Genomic DNA, 17487 nt, shown 5'->3' with positions numbered 1-17487 from the left:
TGATTGGTTCAGCCTTTGATGATCCAATAGGATCAAAACAAAGTAATCATCCGCCCTGTTCAAAAAAGGTCTGGCCTTAGAGGATATACAAAATCAGGAATAAAACAATCCAGATAACGTCCACAAAGTGCCAATAAACTTCGGTGGCCTCAATCCCAAAGTGGCTGGTTTCAGAATAGTGACCTGGAACCCGTGAACGCCACAACACTGATGACATCAACAGTAAGCCTACAAATACATGCAGTCCGTGGAAGCCTGTCAACAGATAGAAAGTACTGGCAAAGAGGTTGGTGGTCAAACCAAATCCAAGATGGTTGTACTCGTAGACCTGACCGGCTAAGAAGGTCGCCCCCATGGCAATGGTGATCGCAAACCATAGTCGGGCTGCTTTAACATCCCCACTCTGCTTAATCGCAGTGTCAGCCTTATGAATCACAAAACTACTGGAAATCAAAATGATGGTGTTGATTCCAGGGAGTATCAATTCAAGTTCTTCAGTGCCTTCGGGTGGCCATTCAGGCGTCACCACGCGGAAGGCGAAATAGGCCACAAAGAGTCCCAGAAACAACATGCTTTCTGAGACGAGGAAGACAATAAATCCAAAAAGCCGTAAATCGGGATGTTCACTATGATGCTCAGTTGTCTCTACCGTGGCTGCATAGGTAATATCGGCTTGATTTTGATCGGTTGTTGAACCTTGCATGGCTATCCAATATTGCTAAAATGTCCGGTTTACTAAATAGAGTCAAGTTACTCTGAGCTTTCTCCTGCTAGGGCAGGGGTCGGTGGCGCTAGGGTTGCCGCCACAAAATCTAGGGCCTTAGGGGTTCCATAGTCATAGGGGCCAATGGTTAGAACTGGATCTTCCTCAAAATTTTCAACAGGTGGTGGGGAAGGGACCGTCCACTCTAAGGTCAGTCCTTTCCAAGGATTACTGTTCGCTTTGGGGCCAGCAATCCAACTCCATATTGCATTGACGATAAAGGGCACCGTCGATACAGCCAAAATATATGAACCAATCGTGCAAACTAAATTCAATGCCGCAAACTTCGGATCATATTCGGCAATCCGGCGATTCATCCCTTGCAATCCCAGAACATGCATCGGCAAAAAGCAAATATTGAAGCCCACAAAGGTCATGGCAAAATGCACTTTACCCCAAAATTCATTCAGCATCCGACCGGTCATTTTGGGAAACCAGTGGTAGAGCCCGGCATAGATGCCAAACACGCTGCCACCAAACAAAACATAATGCAGGTGAGCAACAACAAAATAGGTATCGTGCACATGGATATCAAAGGGGACTGAGGCTACCATCACCCCGCTCAGACCACCCACAACAAACATGGAGACAAAAGCCATCCCAAACAGCATGGCACTGCATAAGTTCAGCTTGCCGCCCCAGACCGTTGCCACCCAGCTAAACACCTTAATGCCTGTGGGCACGGCGATCACCATTGTGGCAATCATAAAGAACATCCGTAGCCAGTCGGGGGTACCACTGGTAAACATATGGTGAGCCCAGACAATTAACCCCAAAAAGCTAATGGCAACACTAGAATAGGCAATTGCTTGATAACCGAAAATGGGCTTACGAGCATGAACCGGCAGAATTTCTGAGATTAAGCCAAAAGCCGGCAAAATCATGATGTAAACCGCTGGGTGGGAATAAAACCAGAACATATGCTGGTAGACAATCGGATCACCACCACCCGCCGGATTGAAAAAGTTGGTCCCCACCAACAAGTCAAAGCCTAACAACACCATTGCACCAGTCAGAACAGGAGTCGCAATCAGCTGCAAAGCCGAAGTGGCGAGCATGGCCCAGCAAAAGAGAGGCATATCATTCAAGGTCATGCTGGGAATTCGCATTTTGAGGATAGTGACCAGGAAATTCAGCCCCGCCATAATCGACGAAGTCCCCAAGAGAATGACGCCCAAAATCCAGATAGCTTCTCCAGCTTTGTTGGTGATGAGGCTCAAAGGTGGATAGGAAGTCCAACCTGCAGCAGCGGGTCCAACAAAAAAACTGCATAGCAACAAAATGCTTGTGGGCGGAATGATCCAAAATGCGATCGCATTCAGTTTCGGGAAGGCCATATCCCTAGCCCCAATCATCAGGGGCACCAAAAAATTGCCAAATCCTCCCGTAAGAGTGGGGATGATCCACAAAAAGATCATGATCGTGGCATGCATTGTGAACAGTTCGTTGTAGGTCTCCCGTGGCACAAAATCCGAAGCCGGGGTAGCCAACTCAGTCCGTACCAATTCAGCCAGGAGTCCACCAATCAGATAGAACACAAAGCTAGTGACCAGATATTGAATGCCAATCACCTTATGGTCAGTACTGAAGCTGAAGTATTCGCGCCAAGGCGTCACCTCTACTTCTTCTAGATGGGGTGCTTGCGCTTCCGTCATAAATCAATCCTTTATCCCGGGGTAATCACAGAAATCGTTGTCTTATCGTCAAAATAAATAATGCTGTCATGACTCTGAAGGGAAGTTGCCAGCCTGAGCTAAATCCGACTGGGGTGAAAGGTCATGCAAATGTTCAGGCATGCCCATAGCCGCAGCATGATGTTCTAAGGGGGACGAGCCTTCAGATTGAGCCATAGTATCCCTTGAGGTATTCGCCACGAGTTGACTATCCACCCAAGTTTGATACTCAGGGCCAGAGTGAACAATGGAGCGGGTTTTCATCGCTCCGTGATAAGCACCACATAACTCAGCACAAATCACCGGATAAACCCCTTCTTTTGTAGGCTGAAAATTCAAGTGAGTCACCTGCCCAGGAACCGCATCTTGCTTCAAGCGAAACTCAGGCACCCAAAACGCATGAATCACGTCTCTCGCCGAAATGTTAAGGGTCACTGGCCGATTAACAGGTAAATGGAGTTCACCGGAAATAATGCCCGTATCGGGATAGGTAAATAACCAGGCATATTGCAAACCATCTACATTAACCTGCAAAGGAGCAAGGGTTTCAGTCGCCATCGCTTGGCTAAGCGCATCTGAAGACATCTGCCCTTGATCGGCAACCATTTGGGCTGAATCTGAACCAGCCACCATTTCCATATCGCCATGCTGATGGGCCATATTGTGAGATCCCATCGTGCCCACACTATCGATACTTTGATAGACATCGAAACTATAGATTCCCAACCAGAGCACTAACATTGCAGGGATGGCAGTCCAAACAATCTCTAAAGGAATGTTGCCATGCACGGGTGCAGCATCCGTCTGATCATCAGGCTTACGGCGAAACGCCAATAAGGAATATAGCAACGCCCCTTGAACAATCAGAAATAGGCCCGTGGCAATGGCCATCATCGCGGCAAATAAGCGATCGATTTCTGCTGCTTCAGATGCTGCAGCAATGGGCAGCAATACATCATTGTGTTGACTGACCCAGAGGCTAGCAAGGGTAATTAGAATCCCAATAATTAAGGTGAGAATCGCCGTTGGAACTTTCACAGTGATTTTCCTGTAGTGATAGAGCGGACATCAGGCCAAACAATAAGGAGCCTTAAACACCTATTCAGAACCTTCAACATCACCTACTACGGTAGATCAGCTCACTCGGTAAGGTGGAACTCTGATCAGCAGTCTTAGGCTTTTCTTTGGGATCCTGACAAGACAACAGATACTTCCATCTTGGCAGTTGATTCTAGATTTGGAGATAACTGTACCTTAAAGTTTCCTTACAAAAGTCAATGTCTTTCTACCTTTCAGTAGAACCCTTAAAAAAAGGTAATATCTGCAACAGTGTCAAGCAAGCTGCAACACTTGTATAGCAATATGTTTCAGACCATTCCAGCCTCAGGGAAATAGTGGTTACAGTATATCTATCCTGACCAAGCTTCGATAGATCCCTATTAGTAGCGAACTATTAAAAGTTAATAACCATTGATGTGGTTACACTCCTCTTCCTATCGTTGTTGACATAATCCATGGCCGACATACTACAGACCCACTCCCCAGGTGCCCATTCAGTGAGAAGAACGCCTTCTCAGCTCTTCAGCTATGCATTTTTCGCCATGGCCCTATTGACACTGTTTTTGATGGCCTTAGGCAGTGCAACCCGGGTGATGAATGCAGGGCTATCTTGTCCAGATTGGCCCTTATGCTACGGAGAGCTGATTCCCAAGGACCAAATGAATCTCCAGGTTTTTCTGGAGTGGTTTCATCGTCTGATTGCCTCCTCCCTTGGCCTATTGATGATGGCATTAGTGGGAGCAACCTGGCGGTGGAAATCCCAACTCCCCAAATGGGTGCCGGTCGTGACAACCCTGTGTCTTGGACTCATTATCTTCCAAGGCGTTTTAGGAGGGTTAACGGTCACTCAACTATTGCGATTCGATATTGTGACTGCTCATTTGGCAACGGGATTGCTCTTTTTTAGCAGCATGTTAGTGCTGGGCAGTAGTTTGATGCCCTATCAGGGAACGGGAGTGGTTGATCGATTGCCTTGGCTCAGCACTCTAGCCGGAGTCCTCATCTATTTCCAGAGTATTCTCGGTGGCTTAGTCGCTTCTCGTTGGGCTGCTCACCAATGTTTGGCAGGGGCAAAGCTCTGCCGGATTATGTATAACCACTTTATTGGGGTTGTTCCTCCCACCTTAGCTGTTCTAGCGCTGGTGTTTTTGGCTTGGCGAACCCCAGCACTTCATCCGCGTTTAAGGGGATTGGGGAAACTTGCTTTAGGCTTGCTAAGCCTACAAATCTTAGTCGGCATATCGACCCTAAGATTACATCTACAAGTGGTAGGTTTAACTGTTGCCCATCAGGCAATTGGAGCGACTTTATTAGGCACCTTAGTGATCTTCAGCGTTATCGCAATTCGGGATCGTCACCAGGCCGAATATGTTCAGCCCTTACACACCGTGCCCATCAGAATGGCAGGCTCCTTAGAGCCTTCTTAAGCATTCTCACACTCATTTTTATCGTCTTGCCCCATCTTGGAATTTATTCAGAGGCTTAAATATGCAAAAAACCGTATGGGCTGAGGTTCCTTGGCTTCATCCTGGTTTTGCTCAGACCTGCATCGATTTCTATCAACTGACGAAACCCCGGCTGATTCTGTTGTTCTTAATTACAACAGCAGCTGCTATGTGGGTTGCTTCCTCTGGACAAGTCGGCCCAAGATTATTTTTGACGACTTTACTAGCAGGCGCTTGTGCTGCAGGGTCGGCGAATACCATCAACTGTATTTATGATCGCGACATCGATTACATCATGGAGCGAACCCGGCATCGTCCTCTTCCTTCTGGGCGAATCCAAGTCTGGCAGGCCAGCATCTTTGCAGCAGCATTAGCTCTAATAGCCTTTCTGCTCTTGGACTTTGGAGCGAACCTCCTCAGTGCGTGCCTAGCGATGGCGGGTATCGCTGTTTATATCGGCGTCTATACCTACTGGCTCAAGCGCTCATCCACCCAAAACATTGTCATTGGGGGTGCTGCAGGGGCTATTCCGCCCTTAGTTGGCTGGGCTGCTGTCACAGGAGAATTGAGCTGGGCGGCTTGGGTACTGTTTGCCATCATTTTCATCTGGACGCCACCCCATTTTTGGCCTCTCGCCATGATGATTGAAGAGGACTACTCCAAAGTTGGCGTTCCCATGATGCCCGTGGTTAAAGGCATGGCCACCACTGCCAATCAAACCTTTATCTACACGCTACTGTTGTTACCGGTTACTTTGTTACTGGTCTATCCCTTACAGGTGTCTGGCCCGCTATACGCATCGATTGCCATTGTGCTCTGGGCCCAGTTTATTCACAAAGCCTGGCAGCTGACTCAAACACCAGAAGATAAGCAAATGGCCCGGTCAGTCTTTAAGTTTTCGATTCTGTACATGATGCTGCTCTGCGCAGGTATGGGAGTGGATAGCTTGCCCTGGACTCAACAGATGTGGCACCACTCCACTCATATCCTGCAAGCTTGGATACCCAGTATTGGTTAAAGTTGTAAAATTCATGCCGAATTTACCCCATCTGAATTTTTTTTAGCCAGATTAACAGGTGCCTCTCCCCCTAAAGCCTTATGGCGATATTAAGCAAAAAACAGACTTAGGCTGCCTAAAACAAAGGATAAGAAGAAAAAGAGGCCGTTGATAATCTAATGTCTTTATTCCGACTAGATATCGTCGATCTATAACCTTATACACGGGAGTCATTCGTGGCGAATGGCCCCAAAAACTCCAATCTCAACTAGCAATTTCTAAGATTCATGCCATTGCATCGTAGACACAGTAATAAAATAAGAAAGACTGCCTGTTGAGATTTGTGATTATATGGCTCCTGCTGTTCTCATCCAAAACCTAAAAAAATCCTACGGCAAGGTTGAAGCAGTTAAAGATGTCTCCTTTCAAATTCAACCGGGAGAGATTTTTGGCTTGCTAGGACCCAATGGTGCTGGTAAAACCACAACCTTGCGTTGCCTATGCAGCTTAGCCACACCTGATGGTGGCACCATCGAGGTGAATGGGGTCTCTGTGCGAAAATATCCCAGAGCTGCCCGTCAACTGTTGGGATATATTGCCCAAGAAGTAGCCCTGGATAAAGTCCTAACCGGTCGTGAATTGCTGCAACTGCAAGCGGCCCTCTATCATTTACCTGCCAAAACGATTGCTGATCAGGTAGAAAAAGTTTTAACGCTTCTGGATTTACAAAGTTGGGCCGACACTAAAACAGGAACCTATTCTGGCGGCATTCGTAAACGTCTAGACTTGGCAGCTGGTCTCTTGCATGCACCGGCTGTCTTAGTTTTAGATGAACCCACCGTAGGGTTAGATATTGAAAGTCGGGTCGTGATCTGGGACTTCCTGCAAGGGCTGCGAGAGCGAGGCACAACGATTCTGCTAACTAGCCATTATTTAGAAGAGATCGATGCCCTTGCCGATCGCGTCGCCATCATTGACCAAGGTACCGTGATTGCCGAAGGAGCTCCCACGGAACTTAAAGACCAAGTTGGGGGAGATCGAGTCACCCTCAAGATTCGGGAGTTCACCCCAGATCAAGAGGCGCAACAGGCCCAGGCAATGACCACCGCCTTGCCCTTTGTTCAGGATGTGATTATTAACCCTGCCCAAGGCAACTCACTCAATATGGTGGTCTCTTCCCAAGGAGATGCCCTGTTAAATATTCAAACTGCCCTTAAAGAGGCCGGGTTGCCCATCTTCAGCATTGCCCAAGCCCGTCCGAGTTTGGACGATGTTTATCTGGCTGCCACAGGTCGAACTTTATTGGATGCTGAAATGGCAGCAGCAGGCACCCGCGATCGCAAAAAAGAACGCAAAGAAAATATGCGTTAGCTCCCTATCAATCAGGATCAACTGGCCGTCGGTAGGTCCTCAACTTTTTCTGAATCTAGATACCAACTTTTAAAACTTTGTTATGACCACCACCTCCGCTAACACCAACTCAATCGCTGACTCAGGTGTTCAAGCCGATTTATTGACAACTCCTGGCATTGTTTCTGGCGAATTTTTACAAGAGACGGTCGCCCTAACCCGCCGTCTGTTCATTCAACTGAAGCGACGCCCCACCACCTTAATTGCTGGCATTATTCAGCCTTTGATGTGGTTGGTTCTGTTTGGCGCCCTGTTTAAAAATGTACCGGAAGGCCTATTCGGAACGAGCCAAAGCTATGGCCAGTTCCTCAGCGCAGGCGTCATTGTGTTTACGGCCTTTAGTGGCGCTTTAAATGCGGGTCTCCCTGTCATGTTTGACCGGGAATTTGGGTTCTTGAACCGACTGCTGGTGGCTCCCCTGGCATCCCGCTTTTCCATCGTGATGGCATCAGCGATTTTCATCACCACCTTAAGTTTGGTCCAAACCCTAGCGATTATGGCTCTGAGCTTCTTTATGGGAGCGGGGTTACCCAATACGGTGGGTTTAGCCATTGTTGCTCTCATTGTTTTACTCCTAGTTTTAGGCGTGACAGCCCTTAGCCTGGGACTTTCCTTTGCATTACCGGGTCACATCGAACTAATTGCCGTTATCTTTGTCACGAATTTGCCTCTGCTGTTTGCCAGCACAGCTTTAGTCCCCTTAACCTTTATGCCCACTTGGCTACAGGTGGTGGCAAGCTTGAATCCCCTCAGCTTCGCCATTGAGCCGATTCGTTACCTTTATCTCCATAACGACTGGAGCTTCACTAGCGTTGTGATGGAAGCACCTTGGGGATCTGTCAGCCTAGCGGGTTCTTTATTACTGCTATTCGGATTTGATGCCCTCGCACTCCTGAGCATTCAAAAGCTACTCTACCGCCGCCTTGGCTAGTTTCAATTCATCTACTGTTGACGGAGCTGGTGTTGAGGATGTAAGTCATCCCAATTCTCCAGCTCTTTTTCATTGAGTTTCGTTTTTTCATCGATTTTGAGAATTTTCTCTGAACGCTGACTTCGTTTCTGTTCCAAGAGTTTAATCTCGCGCTGCAAGCGCTCACGGCCAATGTCAAAAAACTCTTCTGCAGCATTCTGAGTATCGAAAAATCCCTGAGACGCTGTTGGTATAGCTTGTACAGGCGTAATCAAACCAATGGTGATGCCAAAATAAACTATTGGGACTACTATGCCAGGTTTTCTAATTTGCATTTGATGTCTCGCCATCAGTCTACCCAGTGTGCCCATTTTTTCTAATCTAACCTCATACTGCAGTAGACTGATGGATTGAGTTTTTGGGTCGAGAGGGAGAATATCGTAGTTACCCATAGGTTCAGCCACAGGTTGAAACGTTAGACAGGAATCTGCGGGCAAGGAAGCCCCCAACCCCTATCAACTACCGATACTCCAACCAATCGGTAGGGTCGGATCAGTGTCTTGGGTCTGAGTGGGTGGCTGGGTCTCTTGGTTCAAAATCTCAATCACCTGGTTATAAATCGTGTCTGCCTGTTCTGGTGAATTAGCAATACTGGTCAGACCGACTTTGCCAAACTCGGACAAACAGCCCATCAGATGAAAAACCGTACCCATCTCACTTCCCGTATCAAAATGGAGATGGTGGCGGGCGATAATATCCATCAAGTCGTCTGGTAATAATCCTTGATAGGAAGATTCACAAAGATTATCCGAGGCCACATAGTACTTCGGTAACCCTTGTTGGCCAAAAAACAAGCCACTATGCATGTCATAAAGGCCATTGGTCAGCAGTTTCAGAGTCATAAAGGGATGCGTCGTGCCCCCTTTTCTCAGGTTAATTTCAATGGCTTGGACATCCCAATGGGTACTCCCATCCGCCAAAATGCGCTTGACTACGACAAAATCAACCCCATATCGCTCCAGCACCCCTTTTTTGGCCAGATTCTCACCGACTTTGAGGCCCAACTGCTGAAGCCGGAGGCGATACTCTTCTGAAGCGGGAAACCGGCACCCTAAATAAATTTGTTGATTAGGCCCCCCTAAAATCTGATCATGGGTTGAAAGAATTTCTACCTCGCCATTGGGGGTAATTTGGCCCTGGACACTGGGAGAGGTCTTATATTCCCCTTCAATAAAAGCTTCAACAATCGCACCGAGTTTGGGGATGCGATCGCAAAAATGAGACCAAGTTTCCGTGGGAGATTCAAAGGTGAGATGGGGGATGCGATCGCAAATCACGTTTCGTCTTTTTTCTGACGTCTCAATATCCCCAACATTCCGCAGATCCAGCAACGCATTCCCTTCTCCCGAGAAGCCCTCATTCAGCTTAACGACTATCCGTTGAAGCTGTGGCTGACGCTGCCAGAGGGCAACTGCCGCCTCTATGAGTGCTTCCGTATCCCACACCAACAGGCTGCCATCAGGATGAGGAATACCACACTCCGCAAAGACCTGCCGACTCCCACTCTTCGTCCCTAAATGTAAAAGGGTTGGATCAGCAGCCAATAGAGGAATATTGAGTTTGACCGAAATTTCCCGTTCTAAGTCCGTCGAGTTAAAGCAGATCATGTAGGAACAGCCTGGTCGCATAGAATGCCGAATTCGCTCCATCAATCGAGGCCGTTCTAGAATCTTCTGGCTGAGGGGCTTAAGAGACTGATCGTAAATGGGCAATAGCAACAAGCGATCGCGGGCATGGGAAAACGGAATGCCTGGTAAAAGCTGGAGATAATAATCAATCACAATCGGCGGCAGCGGTTGGGATGTCACATAAATCAAGCGGGTTTTCGGATCACGAAGCCGGATCAGCGAAAACAGGAGCCGCTCCTCGTAATGCAAAAACCCATCAATCTTTTGCAGCTCTTGTTGATCCACACTAAACGAGGGAATTACCAAAATATCGGAATGCCCCGTATCTACAGTTTCAATCTCCTGCCAGCGATCACATAACTGAGCTTGAAGCCGTTTAAATGCCTGTTCGACAGCCGCTAGGTCTTTCATCCCTCATGCCTTTGCATTCAATATCTGTCATCTTAGCTGCCTGCCATCGTGCGTAATTTATATCAGATCAGCCAAGAGAGGATTTGCCTGCAGCAATTCAGCAAAATTTTTCATTCTCTTCCCCTATCCGTATATCCCCGCAAACTATGAAGCATTACAAATCCTGCTCATGTATAGGAATTCAGTAGTTTCTCAGTGGTGGTTCTCGGTGTAGATCGGACAGATTATATATATACTCTGCGAAAAGAAATCGATACCTTAACGCTACGAAGCGAACGTTTTCTCCTGCGGGTTTGTATTTCTCTAGAACCAACCCCTAAAGACCGTGTCTAACCATCCTGATCAAATCATGCCTCCGTCCTTGAGCTATATGTTGTCCCAATTGTCCTATATGGAACAAGTGCGACTGATCATGACCCATCCTTTTTTCACCGGTCAGTGTCCAGAGTGCAAAACTAAAATCCACATCACAGAACGGGCAATTGGCAGTTGCCATTGCCCCGCATGCAATTGGACTGATCGGCGCGACACCTAACGTTGAGGGCAATCAGCCTATGTCGGCCAGAGAAATCACGGCCTAAAGCACATGAAAAATGAATGAGTAGTTGTAAGGTTCATCTGGGTCCTGTAGACAATGGCGAATCGCTAAAACTGGCATCACCCACTGCACAACAAATAACAAACCTAACAGCGGCCATCCTAGTAAAACCCAACAGAGGATGCCGAATAAGATGCCATAGAACCAAACATTGACGTGAAAGTTAATCGCTTCTCTGGCATTTGCTTTGACAACTGGGTCATCCGACACGATCAAAATGACCAGTGGAATACCGATGGATAATACCAAGGCACTCAGAAAAATTGAACCATGACTCAAAGACGACAGGAGTTTGCGTTTATCTGGATCATAGATATTGGCAACCATGGACAAGCCTCTTGTTAAGCAACGGCATTCAAGGACAGCTAGCCTTGAACTGATTAGATCTTACTCAATCTTTTTCAGAAAGCGAACCCCAGAAATCCGATCTTGGTCTTTCCCTATCTAGTAACCCTGAAAAAAACTCCAGTTCATTGAGAACTGGAGTGCTTCAGAGAGTTAAAATTTCAAGAATGAGGCTCACCAAAGAAAGGCGGCTTAGTAGGTTTCTACATGCCAGCGATGAGCTTTTTTCATTTCTCGTTGAAATTCACTCCAATTAACGCCATCTTTACTAGCAACGGTACTGAGCGCTTCGTCAATGCCTTTTTCCATCCCTTTCAAACCACAAATATAGGTGTGGGTATTATCCTGTTGGATCAGTTTCCAGAGTTCTTCTGCATGCTCTGCTACCCGGTGCTGGATATACATCCGTCCACCCTCAGGATTCTTTTGCTCACGACTAATGGCCTTCGTTAAGCGGAAGTTATTGGGATAGCGACGTTGCAGATCTTCTAGATCATTGTTGTACAGGACATTGGGAGTCGTAGCTACGCCGAAAATCAACCAGGTCTTTCCATTAAACTTGGGCTTGTCACTGGGCTTGACCCAACCCAATAACTTGGGTAGCCAGAACGGATTGGCATTGACATCTTCATTCTCTTTGAACAAGTGCCAGAGGAAAGAGCGGAAGGGGGCAATTCCAGTTCCTGTCCCTAGCATAATGATATTGGCGTTGGGATCCTCGGGTAAGAGCATCTCTTTACCCACAGGCCCCGTGATTTTGACATCATCTCCAGGCTTGAGATTACAAAGGAAGCTGGAACAAACTCCATATACCGTTTTACCCGTGTCTGGATCGGGATACTCTAATTGGCGCACACAAAGAGAGACGGTTTTATCGTCTAGGTAATCACCCCGGTGGGCAGACGCAATGGAGTAGAGGCGAATCTTATTAGGCTTGCCTTTAGCATCAGTTCCGTCTGCAATGATGCCAATACTCTGGCCTTCGACATATTTCAAATCACCGGCAGAAATATCGAAAATCAGATGTCGACAGGTACCAATACCACCAGGGCCAACGAGCTCTTCGTTGGAAACGCACTTGCCCACAAAGGGTTTATTCGGACGGTAGATATTAATAGGAACATCCGATTTTTTCTTGGCTTTTTTCGCCGCAGGTGCAGCAGACTTCGTGGGAGCTGCTGCCGCTACAGGCTTAGCCTTCTCAGCTGTTGCAGCAGTAGGTGCGGCGATGGCCGCAGGTTTAGCTCCTGTAGTGCCGGAGGCTTCAAATTCGCATTTGATACCACAGGTTAAATTGCTAGGGGACAACCAGCACGAAAAGTTGCAGGACAGACCTGCCATTTCCGGCATTTCTTGGTCACTGAGGGTAAACTCAACCACTCGTGCATCAGAAATACCGTATTTTTTGAGCGTTTTATTAAATTCAGCCAATATAGCCATTAATTTGGGTTCAACCTCTCCGGCTAACCCTTTCATGCTTTCATAATCCATTCTTAATGCTCACTCATCATTCAACTGGGGGATTGGCTGCTTGTGCGATAAACCAATGCACCATTTTGGTGAAGCCATCACCTAAAATAAATCTTAAGCGGTGCATGTCTATCGTACACCGCAAAAGCTTCAAAACCTTGTATTAAAAGGCAGTAGTTCCGCACAAGCGTAACATTCCTTTTGCTGTCTCTAAATAACCCTAAAGCAGCTTAGCAATGAATAGGTAGCCTCGAATCTAACAGGATGCTCTTTAGCCAGAATCCTAGGTTCCAGCCCTGACTTCCCCAACCTTTTGGCTAAATCCAAAGTTCAGTGGGTTCTGTCTCCGTACCTATGTAGCCAAAGGGGTGACCTATTGATTAGTTCACAGTCTTTACTAAAGTTGAAATGCTAGATTGAACGTTGCTTAACCTGATGCCAATACTCTCAGTTCAATTCAACTTTAGAGGGGAATCTAATGAATAAACTTCATGGCGTAATCCGAAAAAATGTGTCCCGGATTGCGGTCATCACCCTGCTGACATTAGTCAGCGCTTGCGGCGACAAACCGACCAGCCCCACCCCCTCTCCAACCCCAAACGCCTCTAAGCCTCAAGCGCCCCAACCCGAGCAAACGTTTCTCTGGCAAGTCAAATCCCCCCCCAGAATACGGTTTACCTCCTAGGTTCGATTCACCTATTAAAGGAATCAGACTATCCCTTAGCGAAGCAGATCAATGACGCCTATGAGGATGCCGACAAGTTAGTATTTGAAGTCAACATGGGGGAACTCGAATCCAGCAAAACTCAATCCATCGTCTTAGAGAAAGCCACAGCTCAAGATGGCAAAACCCTCCAAGATCGGCTGACACCAGAAACCTATCAGCTAGCAAAAACCACCGCATCAGAGATTGGTTTACCAATTGAGGCTTTTTCCGGTTTTAAGCCTTGGTTCTTTTCTTTGACCTTGATCACGTTAAAACTACAGCGATTAGAGTTCAATCCTGAAAATGGCGTTGATCAGTATTTTTTCAAAAAAGCGATCAAGGATGGCAAAGAGACCCTCGCCTTAGAAACCATTGAAGATCAATTCAACCTATTTGATAGTTTTTCTCAAGGGAATCAAGAGCAGTATATTCGCCAAACGATTGATGAATTAGACACCCTAGAAACATCATTTCAGGAGATGGTCTCAGCCTGGAAATCTGGGGATGATCAAACTTTAAAGAATTTGTTGCTGAAAAGTTTTAAAGACTATCCAGAATTAGAAGACCAAATTTTTGGGGCTCGCAATCGCAAATGGATGACCACCATTGAACCACTTTTGGAAAAGGAGGATGACTATCTGATTGTGGTCGGAGCTGGGCATTTAGTGGGGAAAGACAGCGTTTTAGAACTTTTGCAAGCCCAAGGTCATACGCCAAAGCGCCTCTAAATGGAGGCGCTAAAATGATGGGCTTTTTACAGCCCACTCAACCCATATTCTTGATACATTGGATTAGGAAGGCTAAAAAGTTTTTCCCAAGTACTATGGGCATTTGAGGTGCAGTGTGACCCTAACGGTGGCAGATGTTGATATCACTCGTTATATCGATCATACGCTTCTCGATCCCCTGGCATCAGAGGATGCGATCGCAACGCTCTGCGATCAAGCCATCCGGTTTGAATTTCCAGCTGTTTGTATCTACCCCACCCATATCAAAACCGCCGTCAACCGTCTCCATCAATATTCCCCCAAGGTTTGCACGGTCATTGGTTTTCCCAGTGGTGCCACCACATCTGCAGTCAAACTCTATGAAGCCCAAGATGCTGTCGACCAAGGGGCAACCGAGCTAGATGTAGTGATCAATGTCGGCTGGTTAAAGTCAGGGGATGTCAATGCTGTCCACCAAGAACTCGCCAAGATTTGTGCAACCACGGGCCAAACCGTCAAAGCGATTTTGGAAACCACCCTCCTTACGGATGCCGAAAAACGGTTAGCGGCAGAAGTCAGTCTAGATGCGGGGGTCGCCTTCCTCAAAACAAGTACTGGATGGCACGGCGGAGCCACCCCTGCTGATATAAAATTATTATCAATGGTCGCACGTGATCGCGTAGGCATTAAAGCTTCGGGAGGAATTCGCACTCTAGAGCAATCCCTAGCGCTGATTGCAGCAGGAGCCAACCGTTTGGGAACATCCCGAGGGGTTGACCTTGTGCGGATGGCTACGGCTGAGATTGAGTCCCCAGAGCCATCAGGCCCCGGATAGGTCCGTTCTCGAAATATCCACCTCAGGATGTTTGGATCAGGACAAGCTGATGCCAGCGTTATCCTGCTTCCCCTAACCAGGTTTTCTCAATCCAGGTAGACCGCAATGAGTCGAACCTATAAAGCGACAGGAATTAATCTCAAAAGCATGCCCTTCGGCGAGGCCGATCGCCTGCTGACTATCTTGACCCGTGAACATGGTCTGGTGCGGGCTGTTGCGCCTGGATGCCGGAAGCCTAAGTCAAAATTAGGCGGCCGCAGTGCCTTATTTGTGGTGAATGACCTGATGCTAGTCCAGGGCCGGTCCCTCGATAAAATTGCCCAGGCCGAAACCCTAGAATCCTATCCGGGACTGAGCCAAAACTTAGCTAAGTTGACCACCAGTCAATACCTGGCAGAACTGACCCTGTATCAAGCCCTGAGTGGACAGCCCCAAACAGAGCTGTGGGATTTATTTTGCCAACAGCTGACTCAACTCCAAACTGCGACCCCTGCCCAAGTACCCTGTTGTTTAATTCATGGGACCTTGCAATTGTTGGCCTGGGCAGGCATTGCCCCTCAAGTCCATGCCTGTTGCTTCACCCATGTCCCCTTAGAACCGCCCCCCAACAACCCCACCTGGCGTGTGGGGTTTAGTGCCAGTGCAGGCGGTACTGTCACCCTCACGGGTCTACCCCGACCCCGTACTGCGATTCAACAGGCCGCAGAACAAGCGTCTGCCTATGTTCCAGGGGCAGATTATCGGGTTCAGGGCAAACTATCCGCCCCCGAACTCTCGTTACTGCAAGATCTCAACCCTGCCGAGATTCATCCGGCTTCCCCTCTGCCGTTTCCGTTAATAGCAGCCTATCCGTTGGTCATTTGGCAAGGGGTGGAGTCTGCTCTCCGTCACTATGCCGAAGCCTATTTTGATCGCCCGATTCGTTCGGCTGCCCTAGTTGACACCTGTTTTACTCCCCTGCCCGACCTCACCTCCGTGCCTTCATGACCCAAGTACATGACCCCAAACGCAACTTGACCTCATCTTCCCGTTCGACGGGTAAACCCACACCTCATCCCTCTAGCCCCTCCTCGTCCTCTAAACCGGATATTGCACCTATACCCAAAACATCAGAGCCGGATGTAGCTCCAGTCCTTGAGGAGACGGTAGAACAGGGATATTGGCCTGTTCTGCGAAATCAGAATTTTATGTTGATGTGGCTAGGCCAAGTCTTCTCCCAAATGGCTGACAAGGTTTATTTGGTGCTCATTATTGCCTTGATTACCAGTCAATTTAAGGCTCCTGACCAATCGGTCAGCGTCTGGGTGTCATCGATCATGATTGCCTTCACCATTCCGGCGGTGCTATTTGGCTCTATTGCCGGGGTATATGTGGACCGGTGGTCAAAAAAGTGGGTTTTGGTCCTCACAAATGGCCTCCGGGGAGCCTTGGTGCTCAGCCTCCCGCCTTTGCTATGGCTCTGTGGTCAGCAACCCGGTTGGTTTCAGATTCCTTGGGGATTTTGGGTGTTACTTGGAGTGACGTTCCTCGTTTCTACCCTCACCCAGTTCTTTGCCCCGGCTGAACAGTCTGCTATTCCCTTGATTGTGGAGAAGCCTCACCTATTAAGTGCGAACTCTCTGTACACCCTAACCATGCTTCTAGCACTAATTGGCGGGTTTGCAGCGGGAGAACCTCTGCTAGAAATTGTCGGGGGATATTTTTCCCATCTAGGTTGGGATGCAGGACGAGAATTGGTTGTCGGGGGCAGCTATGGAATCGCAGGTCTGCTCCTCCTGCTTCTAAGAACGGGAGAAACCCCGGCCAATCGTTCCACTGGCGATCAACATGTTTGGTCAGACATCAAAGAAGGTCTGCAATATCTCAACGAGCATCGGCGGGTACGGACCGCCTTGATTCAGCTGGTTATTTTATTCTCCGTGTTTGCCGCCCTCGCCGTTTTAGTCGTGCGCTTAGCAGAAGTCTTGCCCGGGATTAAGACCTCACAGTTCGGATTCTTGCTGGCCACAGGTGGGCTTGGCATGGCGATTAGTGCCGTAATCCTGGGTTCCATTGGCCAAAATTTCTCCCGCCATCGCCTCAGTTTCTACGGTTCTATGGGGATGGCTGCCATGTTAGGAGGCTTGGCTTTTAGCACTCAATCCTTAAGGGTTTCTCTGGTGCTGATGGTGGGCTTGGGGGCTGCCGCCGCTCTGATTGGTGTACCTATGCAAACGACCATTCAAGAGAAAACGCCGGAAGAGATGCGGGGAAAGGTTTTCGGTCTGCAAAATAATGCCAGCAATATCGCTTTAAGTCTACCGTTAGCCCTGGCAGGATTGGCTGAAACCTTCTTCGGATTACAGACGGTTTTACTGGGGCTTGCTGGGATTGTTGTGATCGGGGGGCTCTTATCCTGGTATATTGCCGATACCAGCTCATCTGTATCAGATGATGCAAACCCCTCACCACTGTCGTCTCCCTAGTCCAT

At 48.0% G+C, this 17487-nt stretch carries 17 protein-coding genes; 10 read left to right on the top strand and 7 right to left on the bottom strand.

Annotation, left to right across the window (positions count from 1 at the left end):
* Positions 1–76 precede the first annotated feature (76 nt).
* The 3 genes from HRE53_RS19905 to HRE53_RS19895 form a co-directional block, all read right to left on the bottom strand.
* The gene (locus tag HRE53_RS19905) at positions 77–703 is read right to left on the bottom strand and encodes a heme-copper oxidase subunit III (RefSeq protein ID WP_212664975.1); all 627 of its coding nucleotides are present in this window, start codon (positions 701–703) and stop codon (positions 77–79) included.
* 47 nt (positions 704–750) lie between these two features.
* Complete coding sequence (gene ctaD / locus HRE53_RS19900) at positions 751–2418, bottom strand: cytochrome c oxidase subunit I (RefSeq protein WP_212664974.1); 1668 nt, start codon at positions 2416–2418, stop codon at positions 751–753.
* Positions 2419–2484: 66 nt separating this feature from the next.
* Positions 2485–3474, bottom strand: a complete 990-nt coding sequence (locus tag HRE53_RS19895) for a cytochrome c oxidase subunit II (RefSeq protein WP_235107667.1) — start codon at positions 3472–3474, stop codon at positions 2485–2487.
* Positions 3475–4037: 563 nt separating this feature from the next.
* Between HRE53_RS19895 and HRE53_RS19890 the strand changes: the two genes are divergently transcribed.
* The 4 genes from HRE53_RS19890 to HRE53_RS19875 all read left to right on the top strand — a co-directional run bounded on the left by HRE53_RS19890 (position 4038) and on the right by HRE53_RS19875 (position 8278).
* Positions 4038–4922, top strand: a complete 885-nt coding sequence (locus HRE53_RS19890; protein WP_212666174.1) for a heme A synthase — start codon at positions 4038–4040, stop codon at positions 4920–4922.
* A 61-nt stretch (positions 4923–4983) separates the two neighbouring features.
* Positions 4984–5958: a heme o synthase gene (locus tag HRE53_RS19885; protein WP_212664972.1), complete on the top strand. Its 975-nt coding sequence runs from the start codon at positions 4984–4986 to the stop codon at positions 5956–5958.
* Between the two features lie 330 nt (positions 5959–6288).
* Positions 6289–7308 (top strand): ABC transporter ATP-binding protein, encoded by a 1020-nt coding sequence (locus tag HRE53_RS19880; RefSeq protein WP_235107665.1) that lies wholly within the window; start codon positions 6289–6291, stop codon positions 7306–7308.
* Between the two features lie 82 nt (positions 7309–7390).
* Entirely contained in the window at positions 7391–8278 is an 888-nt protein-coding gene (locus HRE53_RS19875; protein ID WP_212664970.1) for an ABC transporter permease, read from the top strand.
* Positions 8279–8289: 11 nt separating this feature from the next.
* Here HRE53_RS19875 and HRE53_RS19870 read toward each other — a convergent pair whose 3' ends face one another.
* Both HRE53_RS19870 and HRE53_RS19865 read right to left on the bottom strand, forming a co-directional pair.
* Positions 8290–8754, bottom strand: coding sequence for a hypothetical protein (locus HRE53_RS19870; protein ID WP_235107664.1), 465 nt, complete (start codon positions 8752–8754; stop codon positions 8290–8292).
* Positions 8755–8772: 18 nt separating this feature from the next.
* Positions 8773–10356 carry a peptide ligase PGM1-related protein gene (locus HRE53_RS19865; RefSeq protein WP_235107663.1) on the bottom strand — a complete coding sequence of 528 codons (1584 nt, stop codon included), beginning with the start codon at positions 10354–10356 and terminating at the stop codon, positions 8773–8775.
* Positions 10357–10681: 325 nt separating this feature from the next.
* Between HRE53_RS19865 and HRE53_RS19860 the strand changes: the two genes are divergently transcribed.
* Positions 10682–10891: a hypothetical protein gene (locus tag HRE53_RS19860; RefSeq protein ID WP_235107662.1), complete on the top strand. Its 210-nt coding sequence runs from the start codon at positions 10682–10684 to the stop codon at positions 10889–10891.
* A gap of 42 nt (positions 10892–10933) precedes the next feature.
* On the opposite strand, the gene HRE53_RS19855 is transcribed toward HRE53_RS19860, so the two are convergent.
* Positions 10934–11281, bottom strand: a complete 348-nt coding sequence (locus HRE53_RS19855; protein ID WP_235107661.1) for a DUF4870 domain-containing protein — start codon at positions 11279–11281, stop codon at positions 10934–10936.
* Between the two features lie 210 nt (positions 11282–11491).
* Positions 11492–12790: a ferredoxin-NADP reductase gene (locus tag HRE53_RS19850; RefSeq protein WP_235107660.1), complete on the bottom strand. Its 1299-nt coding sequence runs from the start codon at positions 12788–12790 to the stop codon at positions 11492–11494.
* Between the two features lie 457 nt (positions 12791–13247).
* On the opposite strand from HRE53_RS19850, the gene HRE53_RS19845 reads away from it, so the two are divergent.
* From HRE53_RS19845 to HRE53_RS19825, 5 genes are all read left to right on the top strand, one after another.
* The gene (locus HRE53_RS19845) at positions 13248–13454 is read left to right on the top strand and encodes a hypothetical protein (RefSeq protein WP_235107659.1); all 207 of its coding nucleotides are present in this window, start codon (positions 13248–13250) and stop codon (positions 13452–13454) included.
* Positions 13412–14203 (top strand): TraB/GumN family protein, encoded by a 792-nt coding sequence (locus HRE53_RS19840; RefSeq protein ID WP_315876627.1) that lies wholly within the window; start codon positions 13412–13414, stop codon positions 14201–14203. The genes HRE53_RS19845 and HRE53_RS19840 overlap by 43 nt, the downstream gene beginning before the upstream one ends.
* A 115-nt stretch (positions 14204–14318) precedes the next feature.
* Positions 14319–15017 (top strand): deoxyribose-phosphate aldolase, encoded by a 699-nt coding sequence (deoC, locus tag HRE53_RS19835; protein WP_235107658.1) that lies wholly within the window; start codon positions 14319–14321, stop codon positions 15015–15017.
* Between the two features lie 105 nt (positions 15018–15122).
* The gene (gene recO, locus HRE53_RS19830; protein WP_212664963.1) at positions 15123–16004 is read left to right on the top strand and encodes a DNA repair protein RecO; all 882 of its coding nucleotides are present in this window, start codon (positions 15123–15125) and stop codon (positions 16002–16004) included.
* The gene (locus HRE53_RS19825) at positions 16001–17482 is read left to right on the top strand and encodes an MFS transporter (RefSeq protein ID WP_235107657.1); all 1482 of its coding nucleotides are present in this window, start codon (positions 16001–16003) and stop codon (positions 17480–17482) included. Before recO ends, HRE53_RS19825 begins: the two co-directional genes overlap by 4 nt.
* Positions 17483–17487 lie beyond the last annotated feature (5 nt).

Source organism: Acaryochloris sp. 'Moss Beach' (assembly GCF_021497025.1).
Classification (GTDB): Bacteria; Cyanobacteriota; Cyanobacteriia; order Thermosynechococcales; family Thermosynechococcaceae; genus Acaryochloris; species Acaryochloris marina_A.
The sequence above is the reverse complement of the archived record's forward strand: the minus strand, read 5'-3'. Positions and strand labels throughout refer to the sequence as shown.

Coding starts and splice junctions, on each gene's coding strand:
- HRE53_RS19880 (WP_235107665.1), top strand. CDS start 6,289: ATGGCTCCTGCTGTTCTCATCCAAAACCTAAAAAAATCCTACGGCAAG.
- HRE53_RS19845 (WP_235107659.1), top strand. CDS start 13,248: ATGAATAAACTTCATGGCGTAATCCGAAAAAATGTGTCCCGGATTGCG.
- HRE53_RS19855 (WP_235107661.1), bottom strand. CDS start 11,281: ATGGTTGCCAATATCTATGATCCAGATAAACGCAAACTCCTGTCGTCT.
- ctaD (WP_212664974.1), bottom strand. CDS start 2,418: ATGACGGAAGCGCAAGCACCCCATCTAGAAGAAGTAGAGGTGACGCCT.
- HRE53_RS19905 (WP_212664975.1), bottom strand. CDS start 703: ATGCAAGGTTCAACAACCGATCAAAATCAAGCCGATATTACCTATGCA.
- HRE53_RS19825 (WP_235107657.1), top strand. CDS start 16,001: ATGACCCAAGTACATGACCCCAAACGCAACTTGACCTCATCTTCCCGT.
- HRE53_RS19890 (WP_212666174.1), top strand. CDS start 4,038: ATGGCCCTATTGACACTGTTTTTGATGGCCTTAGGCAGTGCAACCCGG.
- recO (WP_212664963.1), top strand. CDS start 15,123: ATGAGTCGAACCTATAAAGCGACAGGAATTAATCTCAAAAGCATGCCC.
- HRE53_RS19875 (WP_212664970.1), top strand. CDS start 7,391: ATGACCACCACCTCCGCTAACACCAACTCAATCGCTGACTCAGGTGTT.
- HRE53_RS19850 (WP_235107660.1), bottom strand. CDS start 12,790: ATGGATTATGAAAGCATGAAAGGGTTAGCCGGAGAGGTTGAACCCAAA.
- HRE53_RS19865 (WP_235107663.1), bottom strand. CDS start 10,356: ATGAAAGACCTAGCGGCTGTCGAACAGGCATTTAAACGGCTTCAAGCT.
- HRE53_RS19885 (WP_212664972.1), top strand. CDS start 4,984: ATGCAAAAAACCGTATGGGCTGAGGTTCCTTGGCTTCATCCTGGTTTT.